The organism is Enterobacter sp. SES19, from assembly GCF_011765665.1.
Classification (GTDB): domain Bacteria; phylum Pseudomonadota; class Gammaproteobacteria; order Enterobacterales; family Enterobacteriaceae; genus Enterobacter; species Enterobacter pseudoroggenkampii.
Genome location: NZ_CP050320.1, coordinates 2,732,188 through 2,749,631 on the forward strand (window position 1 = coordinate 2,732,188; position 17,444 = coordinate 2,749,631).

The 17,444-nt window shown below is 55.2% G+C and carries 16 protein-coding genes and 1 other annotated feature; of the genes, 6 read left to right on the plus strand and 10 right to left on the minus strand.

The features are described 5' to 3' along the window. The first annotated feature begins 54 nt into the window (after positions 1-54). Positions 55-645: a GTP cyclohydrolase II gene (ribA, locus tag GXP72_RS12975; protein WP_008501210.1), complete on the plus strand. Its 591-nt coding sequence runs from the start codon at positions 55-57 to the stop codon at positions 643-645. 35 nt (positions 646-680) lie between these two features. Here ribA and acnA read toward each other — a convergent pair whose 3' ends face one another. From acnA to topA, 6 genes are all read right to left on the minus strand, one after another. Continuing rightward, the gene (gene acnA, locus GXP72_RS12980) at positions 681-3,356 is read right to left on the minus strand and encodes an aconitate hydratase AcnA (protein WP_157189308.1); all 2,676 of its coding nucleotides are present in this window, start codon (positions 3,354-3,356) and stop codon (positions 681-683) included. 161 nt (positions 3,357-3,517) lie between these two features. Further along, positions 3,518-3,616, minus strand: coding sequence for a small membrane protein YmiC (ymiC, locus tag GXP72_RS22665; RefSeq protein WP_032623144.1), 99 nt, complete (start codon positions 3,614-3,616; stop codon positions 3,518-3,520). A gap of 138 nt (positions 3,617-3,754) precedes the next feature. After that, positions 3,755-3,925: a hypothetical protein gene (locus GXP72_RS22670; RefSeq protein ID WP_021240301.1), complete on the minus strand. Its 171-nt coding sequence runs from the start codon at positions 3,923-3,925 to the stop codon at positions 3,755-3,757. Positions 3,926-3,927: 2 nt separating this feature from the next. Beyond that, on the minus strand, positions 3,928-4,068 hold the full coding sequence (locus GXP72_RS12985; RefSeq protein WP_213327741.1) for a YmiA family putative membrane protein: 141 nt from the start codon (positions 4,066-4,068) through the stop codon (positions 3,928-3,930). A 338-nt stretch (positions 4,069-4,406) separates the two neighbouring features. After that, positions 4,407-5,381, minus strand: coding sequence for an HTH-type transcriptional regulator CysB (cysB, locus tag GXP72_RS12990; RefSeq protein ID WP_024907120.1), 975 nt, complete (start codon positions 5,379-5,381; stop codon positions 4,407-4,409). A gap of 187 nt (positions 5,382-5,568) precedes the next feature. Next, on the minus strand, positions 5,569-8,166 hold the full coding sequence (topA, locus tag GXP72_RS12995) for a type I DNA topoisomerase (protein WP_024907119.1): 2,598 nt from the start codon (positions 8,164-8,166) through the stop codon (positions 5,569-5,571). A gap of 399 nt (positions 8,167-8,565) precedes the next feature. Here topA and GXP72_RS13000 point away from each other — a divergent pair, with 399 nt between their 5' ends. Continuing rightward, positions 8,566-8,817 (plus strand): YciN family protein, encoded by a 252-nt coding sequence (locus tag GXP72_RS13000; RefSeq protein ID WP_023312072.1) that lies wholly within the window; start codon positions 8,566-8,568, stop codon positions 8,815-8,817. A 34-nt stretch (positions 8,818-8,851) separates the two neighbouring features. On the opposite strand, the gene sohB is transcribed toward GXP72_RS13000, so the two are convergent. Next, on the minus strand, positions 8,852-9,898 hold the full coding sequence (gene sohB / locus GXP72_RS13005; RefSeq protein ID WP_032647576.1) for a protease SohB: 1,047 nt from the start codon (positions 9,896-9,898) through the stop codon (positions 8,852-8,854). Between the two features lie 251 nt (positions 9,899-10,149). On the opposite strand from sohB, the gene GXP72_RS13010 reads away from it, so the two are divergent. Continuing rightward, positions 10,150-10,911 carry a YciK family oxidoreductase gene (locus tag GXP72_RS13010; protein WP_024907117.1) on the plus strand — a complete coding sequence of 254 codons (762 nt, stop codon included), beginning with the start codon at positions 10,150-10,152 and terminating at the stop codon, positions 10,909-10,911. Continuing rightward, positions 10,908-11,498, plus strand: coding sequence for a cob(I)yrinic acid a,c-diamide adenosyltransferase (cobO, locus tag GXP72_RS13015; RefSeq protein ID WP_061714976.1), 591 nt, complete (start codon positions 10,908-10,910; stop codon positions 11,496-11,498). Before GXP72_RS13010 ends, cobO begins: the two co-directional genes overlap by 4 nt. Positions 11,499-11,533: 35 nt before the next feature. Here the strand turns inward: cobO and rluB are convergent, their stop codons facing one another. From rluB to rnm, 3 genes are all read right to left on the minus strand, one after another. Continuing rightward, a complete protein-coding gene (gene rluB / locus GXP72_RS13020) occupies positions 11,534-12,409 on the minus strand; it encodes a 23S rRNA pseudouridine(2605) synthase RluB (protein WP_023312076.1) in 876 nt (291 codons plus the stop codon). 96 nt (positions 12,410-12,505) lie between these two features. Beyond that, positions 12,506-13,126, minus strand: a complete 621-nt coding sequence (locus GXP72_RS13025) for an L-threonylcarbamoyladenylate synthase (protein WP_003856793.1) — start codon at positions 13,124-13,126, stop codon at positions 12,506-12,508. Next, positions 13,123-14,004, minus strand: coding sequence for an RNase AM (gene rnm / locus GXP72_RS13030; protein WP_032647580.1), 882 nt, complete (start codon positions 14,002-14,004; stop codon positions 13,123-13,125). Before rnm ends, GXP72_RS13025 begins: the two co-directional genes overlap by 4 nt. Before the next feature lie 160 nt (positions 14,005-14,164). Next, positions 14,165-14,258 (plus strand) — a sequence feature (Trp leader region). 25 nt (positions 14,259-14,283) lie between these two features. On the opposite strand from rnm, the gene GXP72_RS13040 reads away from it, so the two are divergent. Together GXP72_RS13040 and trpD are read left to right on the plus strand one after the other, a co-directional pair. Further along, positions 14,284-15,846 carry an anthranilate synthase component 1 gene (locus GXP72_RS13040; RefSeq protein WP_090416693.1) on the plus strand — a complete coding sequence of 521 codons (1,563 nt, stop codon included), beginning with the start codon at positions 14,284-14,286 and terminating at the stop codon, positions 15,844-15,846. Further along, the gene (gene trpD / locus GXP72_RS13045) at positions 15,846-17,441 is read left to right on the plus strand and encodes a bifunctional anthranilate synthase glutamate amidotransferase component TrpG/anthranilate phosphoribosyltransferase TrpD (protein ID WP_032647582.1); all 1,596 of its coding nucleotides are present in this window, start codon (positions 15,846-15,848) and stop codon (positions 17,439-17,441) included. Before GXP72_RS13040 ends, trpD begins: the two co-directional genes overlap by 1 nt. Positions 17,442-17,444 lie beyond the last annotated feature (3 nt).

Genomic DNA, 17,444 nt, shown 5'->3' on the forward strand with positions numbered 1-17,444 from the left:
GAAAGCAAAACAGGGCAAAGGCACGAAACGTGTCAGCCTACTCTGGAGAATCACATGCAGCTTAAACGTGTGGCAGAAGCCAAACTGCCAACCCCATGGGGCGATTTCCTGATGGTGGGTTTTGAAGAACTGGCAACCGGACAGGATCATGTCGCGCTGGTGTATGGCGATATTTCAGGGCAGACGCCGGTGCTGTCCCGCGTCCATTCAGAGTGTCTTACCGGCGACGCGCTGTTCAGCCTGCGCTGTGATTGTGGTTTCCAGCTGGAAGCCGCCCTGTCTCATATTGCAGAAGAAGGCCGCGGCGTGCTGCTTTATCACCGTCAGGAAGGTCGTAATATTGGTCTGCTGAATAAAATCCGCGCTTACGCGCTTCAGGACCAGGGCTACGATACGGTGGAAGCAAACCATCAGCTCGGCTTCGCCGCTGACGAACGCGACTTCACCTTGTGCGCCGATATGTTCAAGCTGCTGGGCGTGGACGAAGTTCGTCTGCTGACCAATAACCCGAAAAAAGTGGAGATCCTGACCGAAGCGGGGATCAACATCGTCGAGCGTGTACCGCTGATTGTCGGCCGTAACCCGAAAAACGCCCACTACCTGGATACTAAAGCTGCCAAAATGGGCCATCTGCTGAAAGAGTGATATAAAAAGCCCGGCACGCGTGCCGGGCTCGTTCATCAATCCAGCATCTTACGAATCACGTAATGTAAAATGCCGTCGTTCTGGTAGTAGGTCAGCTCGGTTGCCGTATCAATACGGCATCGGCAATCCAGCACCTCGGTTTTGCCGTCTGCCCGCGTTAACGTTACCGGCACCGTTTTACCCGGCTGCAGGTTTTGCAGGCCGCTAATGTCAATCTGCTCTTCCCCGGTCAGGCCCAGCGTTTTACGCGTCACGCCCTGCGGGAACTCAAGCGGCAGGATCCCCATACCAATCAGATTCGAGCGGTGAATACGTTCGAACGATTCGGCGATGACCACGCGAACGCCAAGCAGACGCGGACCTTTCGCCGCCCAGTCACGGCTGGAGCCGGAACCGTACTCTTTCCCGGCAATCACCGCCAGCGGCGTACCTGCCTGTTGATATTTGACCGCCGCATCATAAATCGACACCACTTCCGTCCCCGGCAGATAGCGCGTCATGCCCCCTTCCACGCCCGGCACCATTTCGTTACGAATGCGGATGTTGGCAAAGGTCCCGCGCATCATGACTTCATGGTTACCGCGGCGCGATCCGTAGGAGTTAAAATCACGGCGTTCGACGCCCCGGCTTTGCAGATAACGACCCGCCGGGCTATCGGCTTTGATACTCCCCGCCGGTGAGATGTGGTCCGTCGTGACAGAATCCCCCAGCATCGCCAGAATGCGCGCGCCGTGGATATCCTTAAGCGGCGCCGGCTCGGCCAGCATCTCATCAAAGAACGGCGACAGACGAATGTAGGTTGAGTCATCCTGCCAGTCATAGGTATCAGAGCCAATGACGTTGATGGCTTTCCATTCCGGCGTGCCTTCAAAGACCTCCGCATACTCTTTGCGGAACATCTCGGTTGAGACCTTTTCAACGGCCAGCGCGATTTCACGCGAAGAAGGCCAGATATCTTTCAGATAGACAGGGTCATTCTTGCGATCGTGGCCAATCGGATCGGTCACCAGGTTGATATTCATGTTCCCTGCCAGGGCATAAGCAACCACCAGCGGCGGTGAGGCCAGCCAGTTGGTTTTTACCAGCGGGTGAATACGCCCTTCAAAGTTTCGGTTGCCGGACAGGACCGCACCTACCGTCAGGTCACCCTGCTTAATCGCCGTTTCAATGGGTTCAGGCAGTGGACCAGAGTTACCAATACAGGTCGTACAGCCGTAGCCCACGAGGTTAAAGCCCAGCTCGTCAAGGTACGGCGTCAGTTTGGCCTGCGCCAGGTAATCCGACACCACTTTGGATCCCGGGGCCAGCGAGGCCTTGACCCATGGCTGAGGTTTTAGCCCAAGCTCTACCGCCTTTTTAGCCAGCAGACCGGCTGCCATCAATACGCTGGGGTTGGACGTGTTGGTGCAGGAGGTAATGGCGGCAATCACCACCGCACCATCCGGAAGCTGATACTGATGTCCGTTCAGAACATAGTCGACGGGACGATGGTCCTTCTGCGCCACGTTTACTTCCAGCGCATTGCTGGCGGCAAAGGCTTTTGGCACATCACTCAGCGCAACCCTGTCCTGCGGGCGTTTCGGCCCTGCGAGGCTCGCTTCGACGCTTCCCATATCGAGTTCAAGCGTGCTGGTGAAAACAGGCTCATCGCCCGGATTGCGCCACATGCCCTGCGCTTTGGTGTACGCTTCCACCAGCGCGACCTGCTCTTCGCTACGTCCGCTAAGACGCATGTATTCCAGCGTCACATCATCAATAGGGAAAAAGCCGCAGGTTGCACCGTATTCCGGCGCCATATTGGCAATGGTGGCGCGGTCGGCCAGCGGCAGTGAATCCAGTCCGTCCCCGTAGAATTCGACAAACTTGCCTACCACACCATGCTTACGCAGCATCTGGGTGACGGTCAGCACCAGATCGGTGGCGGTAATCCCTTCAGACAGCCTGCCGGTGAGCTTGAAGCCCACCACATCCGGGATAAGCATGGACACCGGCTGGCCGAGCATGGCCGCTTCCGCTTCGATCCCCCCGACGCCCCAGCCCAGCACGCCCAGACCGTTGATCATGGTGGTATGGGAGTCCGTGCCCACCAGCGTGTCCGGATAGGCGACCCACTCTTTATCCTGCAATTCGCTCCAGACGGCTTTACCCAGATATTCAAGGTTAACCTGGTGACAAATACCGGTACCTGGCGGGACCACGCTAAACCGGCTGAACGCCTGCTGCCCCCACTTCAGGAAAACGTAGCGCTCGTGGTTACGCTCCATCTCCAGACGCACGTTCTCGCCAAAGGCGTCGTCATCACCAAAGCGATCGACGGTTACGGAGTGGTCAATGACGAGGTCAACAGGGGAAAGCGGATTCACTTTTGCCGTATCTCCGCCCAGACGCTTAACGGCTTCGCGCATCGCGGCCAAATCAACGACGGCAGGAACGCCGGTAAAGTCCTGCATCAGCACCCTTGCCGGGCGGTAGGCGATTTCTCTGTCGGCATGGGCTTTTTCAAGCCACCCTGCCAGCGCCTGGATATCATCGAGGGTGACAGAGTCACCGTCCTGCCAGCGCAATAGATTTTCCAGTAAAACTTTCAATGACTTGGGTAAACGCGAAATGTCCCCAAGCGTTCTGGCAGCCAGCGGCAGGCTGTAGTAATGCCAGGTTTTGTTTTCTGCCTGTAATGTGTCCTTACTGGCTTCGCGTAGGGTTAACGACATAAGCTCCTCCTTAATCACAGAGATGCCCTGACAATCATCAGGGCCGTAATTAAAGATAACACAAAGATGTCGTAACGTTTTGATAACAACCCAAATTGATAAATTTAGGATTGGTCCAGAACAGGAAAACAAAAAACCCCGCCGTAGCGAGGTTTTACAATTTAGTGGAGGGCCAACCAGATGAGCTGACTCCAGAACAGAATCGACACGGTAAAAACGCCGATCCATGACCAGTATTTGTGAGACGTCATGTTATTCATCATAGGGACACCAGGCATTATTTATAAAACGTTCCGAGGTTTGACCTCAGTGCTATATTGCTGATGTGTATTTATTAAAGAGTACAAAAGTGCAGAGTCGATATTCAGACTATTTGCATCATTACGCAATTTACTAAATTATTGTTTTTTGGGTTCGTCTTCTGCGAACACATCAATAAACGCTTGCTGCTGCGGCGTCAGTTTCCAGGACGCGGGTACAACAGTCGCAGGTGCTTTACGCCCTCTGTGGCCATTGTCACGATGCTGACACATCTGTTTTACCGAAGCTGTACGTACCGTCACTGCCATATTTAACCCCAATATTTCCAGGCCAGGAGAGCAACCACCACCCAAAACAGGGTAGAGACGAGAAAGACCGCCAGCCAGGCTTTACGCTTGAGCGCAGGATCCCTTTGCGGTTCTTCACTTCCTGAAGGCATTGCTAACCTCATACAATCGACATCGCTTATCATTTAGGACCAAACAATTGGTACAATTAATCATCTGTTGAGATAAATCCTAAAGAAACTTTAGCCGAAAAGCCAGTGAATTTACGCACCGGGAGGTATGAAATATTCAATCTTTTGACCAGAAATAAATAATTGAAAAGAAAAATTTGCGAAGGCGTAAATTAGTTTCTACTTTTGTCGCCAATTCACGACATTATAACCTTACGGATTAAATGGATAATGACATTATATGACAGAGGATACGTAGATGATGATAATTCTAATTTAGCTTTGAGGCGTTATTTCGGTATCTTTCCCTGGGGGAAAGATACCGGGTGTGATTATTTTTCGGGGAGTTTGATGTCTTTAAACATCTCTTCAATATCTTCATTTGAGCGTAATGCAACGGCGGTATCAACCACATCACGCGTTAAATGAGGGGCAAAGCGCTGAATAAAATCATACATATAGCTGCGCAGGAAGGTGCTGCGACGGAATCCAATCTTTGTGGTGCTATGACTGAAAACATCGTGCGCATCAAGACGCACCAGGTCAGGGTCTGACACCGGATCCACCGCCATGCTGGCAATGACGCCCACCCCCAGACCAAGCCGCACATAGGTCTTAATCACGTCGGCATCCGTCGCGGTAAAGACAATGCGCGGCGTTAGCCCTGCCCGGTTAAAGGCCGTATCAAGCTCGGAGCGGCCGGTAAAACCAAACGTATACGTCACCAATGGATACTGGGCCAGCTCTTCGATAGAGACCGAGCCTTTACCCGCCAGGGGGTGATCCGGGGTCACCACGATAGAACGGTTCCAGTGATAGCATGGAAGCATGACCAGATCGTCATAGAGGTGAAGCGCTTCGGTGGCGATGGCAAAGTCTGCATTACCCTTGGAAACGGCTTCTGCAATTTGCGTTGGCGAGCCCTGGTGCATATGTAAAGAGACGCGGGGATAACGCTCGATAAAGCCTTTGATGACACCGGGAAGCGCATAGCGCGCCTGGGTATGCGTCGTGGCAATATACAGCGAACCTTTATCCGGCCAGGTGTGTTCCCCTGCCACTGACTTAATCGCATCGACTTTAGAGAGGACTTCCCGCGCAATGCGGATGATTTCCTGCCCCGCAGGCGTCACCTGAGTGAGATGCTTACCGCTGCGGGCAAATATCTGGATACCTAACTCATCCTCCAGCATACGAACTTGTTTGCTGATACCCGGTTGCGAGGTATACAACCCCTCGGCGGTAGAAGAGACGTTAAGGTTATGATTCACCACCTCAACGATATAACGAAGCTGCTGTAATTTCATGCCAGACCATCCGATTTAGCGCATGCGGCCAATCGCTTAAGACGATTTAATAATAAGAAACAGGTTAACTATAACCACTATATCATTTATAGCCTGACTGTATAGTACGGAACAAAAAATAATAACAAGGCAATAAAAAAGGGCCGGAAATCCGGCCCTTTTACAGGTAAGTTACGGTAAGGGAAGATTATTTCTTGCCTTCAACCCATTTGCCATCGACAAAGAAAGCTGACCATCCGGTCGCTTTACCCTCTTTCTCGGCCGCAACATACTGCTGCTTGGTTTTACGGCTAAACCGTACCACGGTTTTGTTGCCTTCCGGATCCTGCTGTGGCGCATCGGCCAGATAACGCAGTTTCTCAGGCAGACGATCGCGGAAGCGATGCAGCTCTTCCACCAGCGGCGCGCGCGTTTCACGCGATTTCGGGAAGGTGTTGGCGGCCAGGAAGACACCCGCAGCGCCGTCACGCAGCACAAAGTACGCGTCGGATTTCTCGCACGGCAGTTCTGGCAGCGGAACCGGATCTTCCTTCGGTGGAGCCACTTCACCATTACGCAGAATTTTACGCGTGTTTTTACACTCGTCGTTGGTACAGGCCATGTACTTACCGAAACGCCCCATTTTCAGGTGCATTTCAGAGCCACACTTCTCGCACTCTACAATCGGGCCGTCATAGCCTTTAATGCGGAACTCGCCCTCTTCGATCTCATACCCGTCACACGTTGGGTTATTACCGCAGACGTGCAGCTTACGTTTTGGATCGATCAGGTAGCTGTCCATTGCCGTGCCGCATTTTTTGCAGCGGCGTTTGGCACGCAGAGCGTTAGTTTCCGCATCGTCACCTTCCAGCACGTTGAGAACTTCGTTCTCAGGCACCAGGTTGATGGTGGTTTTGCAGCGCTCTTTTGGCGACAGCGCGTAGCCGGAGCAGCCAAGGAACACGCCCGTCGTGGCAGTACGAATCCCCATCTTGCGACCACAGGTTGGGCAGTCGATGCTGGTCAGAACCATCTGGTTAGGCAGCATGCCACCCTCTTCAGGATCCTTCTCCGCTTTCTCAAGCTGGTCGGTAAAGTCGCTGAAGAAGCTGTCGAGGACCTTTTTCCATTCCGCCTGATGGCTGGCAACCTGGTCGAGGCTGTCTTCCATTTGCGCGGTAAAATCGTAGTTCATCAACTCGCGGAAGTTAGCTTCGAGACGATCGGTGACGATCTCACCCATTTTTTCCGCATAGAAACGACGGTTTTCAGCGCGTACGTAACCACGGTCCTGAATCGTAGAGATGATGGACGCATAGGTCGACGGACGGCCAATACCGCGTTTTTCCAGCTCTTTCACCAGGGACGCTTCACTGAAGCGCGCAGGCGGCTTGGTGAAGTGCTGGGCTGGCACGAGATCAACCAGCGAGAGCTCATCCCCTTTGTTCACTGCCGGCAGAGTTCGGTCTTCATCACCTTTACGCAGCGCAGGCATCACTTTCGTCCAGCCGTCGAAACGCAGGATACGGCCACGCGCTTTGAGACGGAAATCACCCGCACCAACGGTCAGCGTGGTGGAGTCATACTGTGCCGGGGTCATCTGGCACGCCACGAACTGGCGCCAGATCAGCTGATACAGCTTCTGCGCGTCGGCTTCCATGTCTTTCAGTGATTCCGCTAACACAGAGACATCAGAAGGACGAATCGCTTCGTGTGCTTCCTGAGAGTTCTCTTTGCTGGCGAACTGGTTAGCGCTTTCCGGCAGGTATTTCTTACCGAAGTTGTCGCTGATGTAGCCGCGCACCATGTTGACCGCGTCCTGGCTCAGGTTGGTTGAGTCGGTACGCATGTAGGTGATGTAGCCCGCTTCATACAGGCGCTGAGCCATCATCATGGTCTTCTTCACGCCGTAACCCAGACGCGTGCTTGCAGCCTGTTGCAGCGTTGAGGTAATAAACGGCGCACCCGGCTTGCTGCTGGTCGGTTTGTCTTCACGTTCCAGCACCTGGTAGCGTGCTTTTTCCAGCAGCGCTACGGCGGCCATGGTCTGGTCGCGGTTTTCTGGACGGAAAGGCTTATCGTTCTGATGGCTGACCTGCAGCGGCAGAGCGTCACCGCCCGGCGTGGTCACATTAGCGTCAACTTCCCAGAACTCTTCCGGCACGAAGGCTTTAATCTCGCGCTCACGCTCAACGACCAGACGCACGGCGACGGATTGCACACGCCCTGCTGACAGGCCACGGGCAATCTTCTTCCACAGCAGTGGAGAAACCATGTAGCCCACAACGCGGTCCATAAAGCGACGTGCCTGCTGTGCGTTTACACGGTCAATATTCAGTTCGCCCGGCTTCTCAAACGCCTGACGAATCGCATTCTTCGTAATTTCGTTAAACACTACACGACTGTAGCGTTTGTCATCACCACCAATCACTTCCCGCAGGTGCCACGCAATGGCTTCCCCTTCGCGGTCAAGGTCGGTTGCGAGATAGATGTGGTCTGCTTTTTCAGCCAGCTGCTTCAGCTCGTTAACGACTTTTTCTTTCCCGGGCAGCACTTCATATTGTGCGTCCCAGTTATGCCATGGGTTAACACCCATGCGGTTGACAAGCGCGCTACGTTCATCCTTTTTAGGCTTTTTAGCCCCTTTGGTGGAGGTAGAGTCTGCGCTCTTTTTGCTGGCTGAGCCACTGGTCGGCAAATCGCGGATATGACCCACGCTGGACTTAACCACGTAGTCATTACCCAGATACTTATTGATCGTTTTGGCTTTTGCCGGGGACTCAACGATGACGAGAGCTTTACCCATATTCACCTTTACCTAATTTAATTCTTCCAGGAATACGCCGCACGTTGATTTCCCTTCCGCTGACGACGAGCCAATGATATTGCGACTGCGTCAGGAGATATCAACCCCTTTGTCTTACCGGGCGTTAAAGAAAAGACGCCCAGGTGATTGAGTTCTCGGGTATTTTTCTCACATCTCGTGTAATTCGTGACGAATTCCCGGTTGAATGTCAAGCAATTCTGTTGCCAGAATGACGAAAGCGCACACTCTACCTGATAAAATTCGTTACGCAACTTTATTAGCATGCAAAAGCAAATCCCGCCAGCCAGGTCCCTGTACCTTATCCCCTCACATTACAGGGAAAATTTGCCCCCAAAGCGCCCTCGGCGTAGACTATTGTCACTGTTTAAGGAGTGGATTATGCAGAATACGACCCAACCTATTGACCGAGCCTCTCTGCTTATCGAAGCAAACAAGCTTATCCGTGACCACGAAGATACGCTGGCGGGTATTGAAGCCACCGGCGTAGAGCAGCGTAATGGCGTGCTGATTTTCAGCGGCGAATACTTCCTTGACGAACAGGGGTTGCCGACCCCGAAAAGCACCGCCGTGTTTAACATGTTTAAATACCTGGCGCATACGCTTTCCGAGAAATATCACCTGGTCGATTAACGCAAAACGCGAGGCATGTGCCTCGCGTTTTTGTTTACAGCAGCGGTTTTTGTCCGCGCTGTAGCCAGCGCAGCAGCAGGCGGTCCGCGCTTTCTGCCGCACTGTTGGTAAAGCGGTCAAGAAGTCGCTTACGCTGGGTAAAGCGCACGCCCACCAGTTCCCGGCCCTCCATCAGGTTGAGCAGCAGATCGTCGCTGGTTCCGACTTCATCCACCAGCCCTTTCTCCTGCGCCTGGACGCCGTACCAGTGCTCGCCTGTCGCAACTTGTTCAATATCGAGCGTCGGGCGCATACGATGCACAAAGTCTTTAAAGAGGTGATGCGTTTCGTTGAGATCTTCACGGAACTTTTGACGCCCTTCTTCCGTATTTTCCCCCAGCAGCGTCAGGGTACGTTTATACTGACCCGCCGTGTGAAGTTCGATATCAATCTCTTTATTTTTCAGGAAGCGGTTAAAGTTCGGAATTTGCGCGACCACGCCGATCGAGCCAATAATAGAGAACGGTGCGGCCACAATTTTGTCCGCCACGCAGGCCATCATGTAGCCTCCGCTGGCCGCCACTTTATCCACGGCCACGGTCAGCGGGATCTGTTTTTCACGCAGGCGCTGCAGCTGTGAGGCGGCCAGTCCGTAACCGTGAACCACCCCGCCCGGGCTTTCAAGACGCACGACAACCTGATCCTGCGGTGTCGCCACGGCTAGAACGGCAGTTACTTCCTCCCGCAGAGAGGAAACCTCATGCGCATCCATACTGCCTTTAAAATCGAGCACATAGACACGTGGCGTGGCCTTATCCTGCGGCGCATTGAGCTTCGCTTTTGCCTTTGCCGCTTTGGCTTCCTGTTTATGCTTTTTCTTCTGCGCTTTCAGCCAGAGTTTCTGTTGATGACTATCAAGCAGCGCCAAAGACATCTCTTCCTGCATCTCTTTATACTGCTCACTCAGGCGGGTGATGCGTAACTCCCCTCGCTGACGCTTGCGCTGCGTCAGGTTGACAATCAGAACGGCAACCACCGCAATGGCAATCACCACCGTCGCGATTTTGGCCAAAAACAACCCATATTGAGAAAGTAATTCCACGCGTTCCACCTTGATTTAACCACGAATCTTTCACGGCAGTGTACATCAGCCCTGCCCATGCGTCTCGCTCGTGACATTACCTCTGCGAGCCGCCTTCAGGAATCCCCGCACTGACGTTTAAATATTTGCAAATTGTTAATTTTACAGTAATGCGTCCTGTAGACTGATTGAATTATTAGGCTAATTCGGGCATAAAGCCGAAAAGTCATCATAAAGGCGCCATTGCATCACCGGTCGCCTGAGGAGTCACCGTGCATTATCAACCGCAAAAAAATCTGCTGCAAAACCGGATTATTCTTGTCACCGGTGCCAGCGACGGGATTGGCCGCGAGGCGGCCCTGACCTACGCCGATTACGGCGCGAACGTCATTCTGATCGGGCGCAACGAAGAAAAACTGAAAAACGTCGCTCAGGAGATTGAGGCTGTATGCGGCACACCGGCCCCGTGGTATACACTCGATTTGCTGACCTGCACGCCCGAAGTATGCCAGGAATTAGCCCGGCGCATCAGCGCCCACTATCCGAGACTCGACGGCGTACTGCATAACGCCGGTTTGTTAGGCGAAGTGCGTCCGATGGATGAACAGGATCCTGATATCTGGCAGCAGGTGATGCAGGTCAACGTCAACGGGACGTTTTTCCTGACCCAGGCACTGCTTCCTTTATTACTCAAATCGGATTCAGGTTCACTGGTGTTCACCTCCTCCAGCGTTGGCCGTGAGGGACGCGCAAACTGGGGAGCCTATGCCGTATCAAAATTCGCGACCGAAGGCATGATGCAGGTGCTGGCGGAGGAGTACCAGAGCCGCCATCTGCGCGTAAACTGCATCAACCCGGGCGGTACGCGCACCAAAATGCGCGCCAGTGCGTTCCCGAGCGAAGATCCGCAGAAGCTGAAAACCCCGGCAGACATTATGCCGCTCTATCTCTGGCTGATGGGCGACGACAGCCGCCGCAAAACCGGGATGACCTTTGACGCCCAGCCGGGCCGTAAACCAGGAATTTCGCAATGAGTGAAGAACGTCATCAGCAGCGCCAGCAGCGTCTGAAAGAACAGGTCGATGCGCGCGTCGCGGCGGCACAGGACGAGCGTGGGATCGTCATCGTCTTTACCGGCAACGGCAAGGGGAAAACCACCGCCGCATTCGGTACGGCGGCACGCGCCGTCGGACACGGGCAAAAAGTGGGCGTGATCCAGTTTATTAAAGGCACATGGCCCAACGGCGAGCGGAATTTGCTGGAGCCTCACGGCGTCGAGTTTCAGGTAATGGCAACCGGGTTTACGTGGAATACCCAGAACCGGGAAACAGACACAGCCGCCTGTCTCGCCGTCTGGGAGCATGCAAAGAGAATGCTGGCCGATCCCTCGCTGAATATGGTTCTGCTGGATGAGATAACCTATATGGTCGCCTACGACTACCTGCCGCTGGAAGCCGTGCTGGATGCTCTGAAGAACCGTCCTGTACACCAGACGGTTATCGTCACGGGGCGCGGATGTCATCGGGATATTCTGGAGATGGCCGATACCGTCAGCGAGCTGCGTCCGGTCAAACATGCGTTTGATGCGGGTATCAAAGCGCAAATTGGCGTTGATTACTAAAGAAAAAAGCCCGGAGAGTTCACCGGGCTTTTACATTAACCGTTGTTATTACGGCTGCCGGAGCGGCGACTGCTGCTCACCTGGCTGTGGCGCTTCACCGCGCGACGGATCTGATTCGCCTTCATGCGACGACGATCTTTTTCCACCGCCACTTTTGAGGTGGTTTCCGGCGTCAGGCCGACCAGCTCGCGCAGGTAGTTGGTTTGGGTCAGATCCAGTTCGGTATAACCACCGCGTGGCAGACCTTTCGGCAGCAGGATATCGCCGTAACGGACACGGATAAGACGGCTAACCTGTACGCCTACCGCTTCCCAGAGACGACGCACCTCACGGTTGCGGCCTTCGGTCAGGGTCACGTTGTACCACTGGTTGATGCCTTCCCCACCGGTAAATTTGATGGTTTTGAACGCCGCAGGACCGTCTTCCAGCTGAACGCCACGCGACAGATCGCGCAGTTTATTCTCATCAACCTGGCCAAATACGCGCACCGCGTATTCACGTTCTACTTCACGGCTTGGGTGCATCAGACGGTTTGCCAGTTCACCATCGGTGGTAAACAGCAGCAGACCGCAGGTGTTCACGTCCAGACGACCAACGGCAATCCAGCGAGCGCCGCGCAGTTTAGGCAGACGGTCAAACACCGTCGGACGACCTTCCGGGTCGTTGCGGGTGCACAGCTCGCCTTCCGGCTTGTAGTAAGCCAGCACGCGACAGATTTGTTCAGCGGACTCTTTCACGGAGATAAGATGACCGTCGATGCGGATCTTCAGCCCCGGTACGATTTCAACGCGGTCACCCAGCGTGGCGATTTTACCGTCCACACTCACGCGACCCGCTTCAATAATGGCTTCGATTTCACGGCGTGAGCCGTGGCCGGCACGCGCCAGCACTTTCTGTAACTTCTCGCTCATTGAGCTTCCTCAGGTGTCGCCTTCACAGGCGTCGAATCAGGTCAAAAGAGGGCTGAGCCCTGCTTTGATGGCCGCGTAGTATATCTGCTTATACCATTACAAGAAAGGCTTTACATCGCCCACGCCCTCACGAATCACTTCCGGTGCATCTTCGGTTAAGTCGACCACGGTGGTCGGCTGCTGGCCGAGATAGCCGCCGTGAATAATCAGCTCGACTACCTTCTCCAGACGATCTTTGATCTCTTCCGGATCGGACTCGGTAAATTCACTTCCTGGCAGCATTAGCGAGGTAGAGAGCATCGGCTCGCCGAGGGTTTCCAGCAGCGCCTGCGCAATCGGGTTCGACGGCACGCGCATGCCGATAGTCTTACGCTTTTCCTGCAGCAGGCGGCGCGGCACCTCTTTCGTCCCTTTCAGGATGAAGGTGTAGTTGCCCGGCGTGTTGTTCTTAATCAGGCGAAACGCCACGTTATCCACATAAGCATAGGTGGACAGCTCAGAGAGATCGCGGCACATCAGGGTAAAGTTATGGCCGTCCGGCAGCTGGCGAATACGGCAAATGCGTTCCATCGCCCCTTTATCTTCAATTTTGCAGCCCAGCGCGTAGCCTGAATCGGTCGGGTAGACAATCACGCCGCCTTTGCGGACGATCTCCACGGCCTGGTTGATCAGACGTGGCTGCGGGTTATCCGGATGGATATAGAAAAACTGACTCATACTTCCCTCTCTTCAATTTGCTGCGGCTGTTCCCAGAGCTGCCAGACCGGCTCAACGCCAGCGGGCAGCCAGAGCTTGCGCCCCAGTTCGATCCAGGCGCAGGGCTGATGGAAATCAGACCCCTGTGACCCAAGCAGGCCGAACTGGCGGGCATAGGTCGCGAGCTGCGCGCGCTCGTTGGGCGCCTGCTGACACTGGGCGACTTCCATCGCCTCGCCACCGCATTCGGCAAAGTGTGCCAGCAGTCTTTTCAGCCATTTAGCAGAAAGATTATACCGCCCCGGATGTGCCAGCACGGCCTTACCGCCAGAATGATGAATCACATCAATAGCTTGTTTTATTGTACACCACTGTGGCGGAACGTATCCGGTTTTCCCGCGCGCCAGATACTTTTTAAAAACATCCGCCATGGTCGTCGCTTTGCCTGCTTCTACCAGAAAACGGGCGAAATGACCGCGGGTGACTGCCCCGCCGTTCGCCAGCTTTTGCGCACCTTCCAGCGCGCCCGGAATATGCGCCTTTTCCAGACGCTCGCCGATCATCTCTGCGCGCTGGTTGCGGCGCGTTTTTTGTTCTTGCAAAAAGGCAATAAGTGCCGGATGGTCTATATCGATGTTCAGGCCAACGATATGAATCTCATGGTTTTCCCAGACGGTCGAAATCTCAACGCCGGACACCAGATTTAGCGCCAGCCCGCTGCGGGCGATCTCAGCGCGCGCCGCCGGAATGGCATCTGTCGTATCGTGATCGGTTATCGCCAGCGTACCGACGCGCATTTCAACGGCACGATGAACCAGGGCTTCGGGTGTCAGCAGGCCATCAGAGGCCTGAGTATGGCTGTGTAAATCATAAATAATGGCGTAGGTGGTATCGCTCAAAGCACTTCCCATAACAGGTTGGAGACATCCGAAAACCCCATGATACCGACTTCACGCGAAATTCTGAAATCAAGGGTTGACAACACGCCATCGAACTAGTTAACTAGTACGCAAGTTCACACGAGAAAGGTATCTGAAAATGACAGCACATTTCACTCTGCACGGTTGGTGGCGTACTTCCTGATCATCGGGCAGTGTCACGCGTCTGCGAAATGCAAACAGATACCCGCCCGCTACTCAGCGGGCTTTTTTTTGAACAGAATAAATGAGAACACCAACATGCAAACAGCCAAACCTCATCTCGAATTGCTGACCTGCGAGGCGGCCTATCGCCACAACCCCACCGCGCTGTTTCATCAGGTGTGCGGGGCACGTCCGGCAACGCTGCTACTGGAATCTGCAGACATCGACAGCAAAGACGATCTCAAGAGCCTTCTGCTGGTCGACAGCGCGCTGCGCATTACCGCTTTAGGTGACACTGTCACAATTAAGGCGCTGTCAGATAACGGCGCATCGCTGCTGCCGCTGCTGGATGTAGCCCTGCCTTCAGGCATTGAAAACGAACTTCATCCAGAAATGCGCATTCTGCATTTCCCGCCGGTGAGCCAACTGCTGGACGAAGACGCGCGCCTCTGCTCCCTGTCCGTTTTCGATGCCTTCCGCCTGCTGCAGAACCTGGTTACCGTGCCGGAAGACGAGCGTGAGGCGATGTTCTTTGGTGGGCTGTTTGCTTATGACCTGGTCGCCGGATTTGAAGATTTGCCGGAAACCGAGCAGGGTAATCGCTGCCCGGACTATTGTTTCTATCTGGCTGAAACCCTGCTGGTGATCGACCATCAGAAACAATACACCCGTATCCAGGCCAGCCTGTTCACGCCTTCGACAGCTGAGAAAAACCGTCTTGAGCACCGCATCGCGCAGCTCCAGCAGCAGATGACGGAAGCGCCCCCTGAACTTCCGGTGCAGCGGGTTGAAAAAATGACCTGCGATGTGAACCAGACTGACGATCAGTACGGCGCCGTGGTTCGCCAGATGCAAAAGGCGATTCGCGCCGGGGAAATTTTCCAGGTGGTACCGTCCCGTCGCTTCTCTCTGCCCTGCCCGTCGCCGCTCGCCGCCTACGACGTGCTGAAAAAGAGCAACCCAAGCCCATACATGTTCTTTATGCAGGACAACGACTTCACGCTGTTCGGCGCCTCGCCGGAAAGCTCGCTGAAATATGACGCCACCAGCCGCCAGATTGAGATCTACCCGATTGCCGGAACCCGTCCGCGTGGACGTCGCGCCGATGGCTCCCTGGATCGCGATTTGGACAGCCGTATCGAACTGGAAATGCGTACCGATCATAAAGAGCTCTCCGAGCACCTTATGCTGGTCGATCTGGCGCGTAACGATCTGGCCCGTATTTGTACCCCGGGCAGCCGCTACGTGGCGGACCTGACTAAAGTCGACCGCTATTCGTTCGTGATGCACCTGGTCTCTCGCGTAGTGGGCGAGCTGCGCCACGACCTCGACGTGCTGCACGCCTATCGCGCCTGCATGAACATGGGCACCCTGAGCGGTGCGCCGAAAGTGCGCGCCATGCAGCTGATTGCCGCGGCCGAAGGACGCCGTCGCGGCAGCTACGGCGGCGCGGTAGGCTACTTCACGGCCCACGGTGACCTCGATACCTGCATCGTGATCCGCTCCGCCTATGTCGAAGACGGCATTGCTACCGTCCAGGCGGGTGCCGGAATTGTTCTTGATTCTGTTCCGCAGTCTGAAGCTGACGAAACGCGCAGCAAAGCCCGTGCGGTCCTTCGCGCCATTGCTACCGCACACCATGCACAGGAGATTTTCTGATGGCTGACATTCTGCTGCTCGATAATATCGACTCCTTTACCTACAACCTGGCAGATCAACTGCGTGCGAATGGCCACAACGTTGTTATCTACCGCAACCACGTCCCGGCGCAGACCCTGATTGACCGTCTGGCAACCATGCAAAACCCGGTGCTGATGCTCTCCCCGGGGCCAGGCGCACCGAGCGAAGCAGGCTGTATGCCGGAGCTGCTGACCCGCATGCGCGGCAAGCTGCCGATTATCGGCATCTGCCTCGGCCATCAGGCAATTGTTGAAGCCTACGGCGGCTACGTCGGCCAGGCGGGTGAGATCCTGCACGGTAAAGCGTCCAGCATTGAACATGACGGCCAGGCAATGTTTGCCGGGCTGCCGAACCCGCTTCCGGTCGCGCGCTATCACTCGCTGGTTGGCAGCAATATTCCCGCCGGGCTGACCATTAACGCCTCGTTTGAAGGGATGGTGATGGCGGTACGTCACGATGCGGATCGCGTCTGCGGCCTGCAGTTCCACCCGGAATCGATCCTGACCTCCCACGGCGCCCGCCTGCTGGAGCAGACGCTCGACTGGGCGTTACAGAAGCTGGAGCAGACCAATACCCTGCAGCCGATTCTGGAAAAACTGTACCAGGCGCAGACCCTGAGCCAACAGGAGAGCCACCAGCTCTTCTCCGCCGTGGTTCGCGGCGAGCTGAAGCCTGAGCAGCTGGCGGCCGCGCTGGTGAGCATGAAAGTCCGCGGCGAAAGCCCGCAGGAGATCGCCGGTGCCGCTACGGCCCTGCTGGAAAATGCCGCCCCGTTCCCGCGCCCGGACTATCAGTTTGCCGATATTGTTGGCACCGGGGGAGACGGCAGTAACAGCATCAATATCTCCACCGCCAGCGCCTTCGTGGCGGCGGCGTGTGGTTTAAAGGTCGCGAAACACGGTAACCGCAGCGTTTCCAGCCGGTCTGGTTCTTCCGATTTGCTCGCCGCATTCGGTATTAATCTCGATATGAACGCCGAGCGTTCCCGTGAAGCGCTGGATGACCTGGGCGTCTGCTTCCTGTTTGCGCCGAAGTATCACACCGGTTTCCGCCACGCGATGCCGGTTCGTCAGCAGCTTAAAACCCGCACGCTGTTTAACGTGCTCGGCCCGCTGATCAACCCGGCGCACCCGCCGCTTGCGCTGATCGGTGTCTACAGTCCGGAACTGGTACTGCCGATTGCCGAGACGCTGCGTGTGCTGGGTTACCAGCGTGCCGCCGTGGTGCACAGCGGTGGAATGGACGAAGTGTCACTGCATGCGCCAACGCTGGTAGCCGAACTGCGCGACGGTGAAATCCTGAGCTACCAGCTGGAAGCCGCTGACTTTGGTTTAACCCCGTATCACCAGGAAGCGCTGGCCGGCGGTACGCCGGAAGAAAACCGTGACATTCTGACGCGCTTATTACAAGGTAAGGGAGAGGTCGCTCATGAGGCCGCCGTTGCTGCCAACGTCGCCATGCTGATGCGTTTGCACGGTGAGGAAGACCTGAAGGCCAACGTTCAAAAAGTTCTGGATGTACTGCGCTCCGGTGCAGCTTACGATCGCGTTACCGCACTTGCGGCAAGAGGGTAAAGA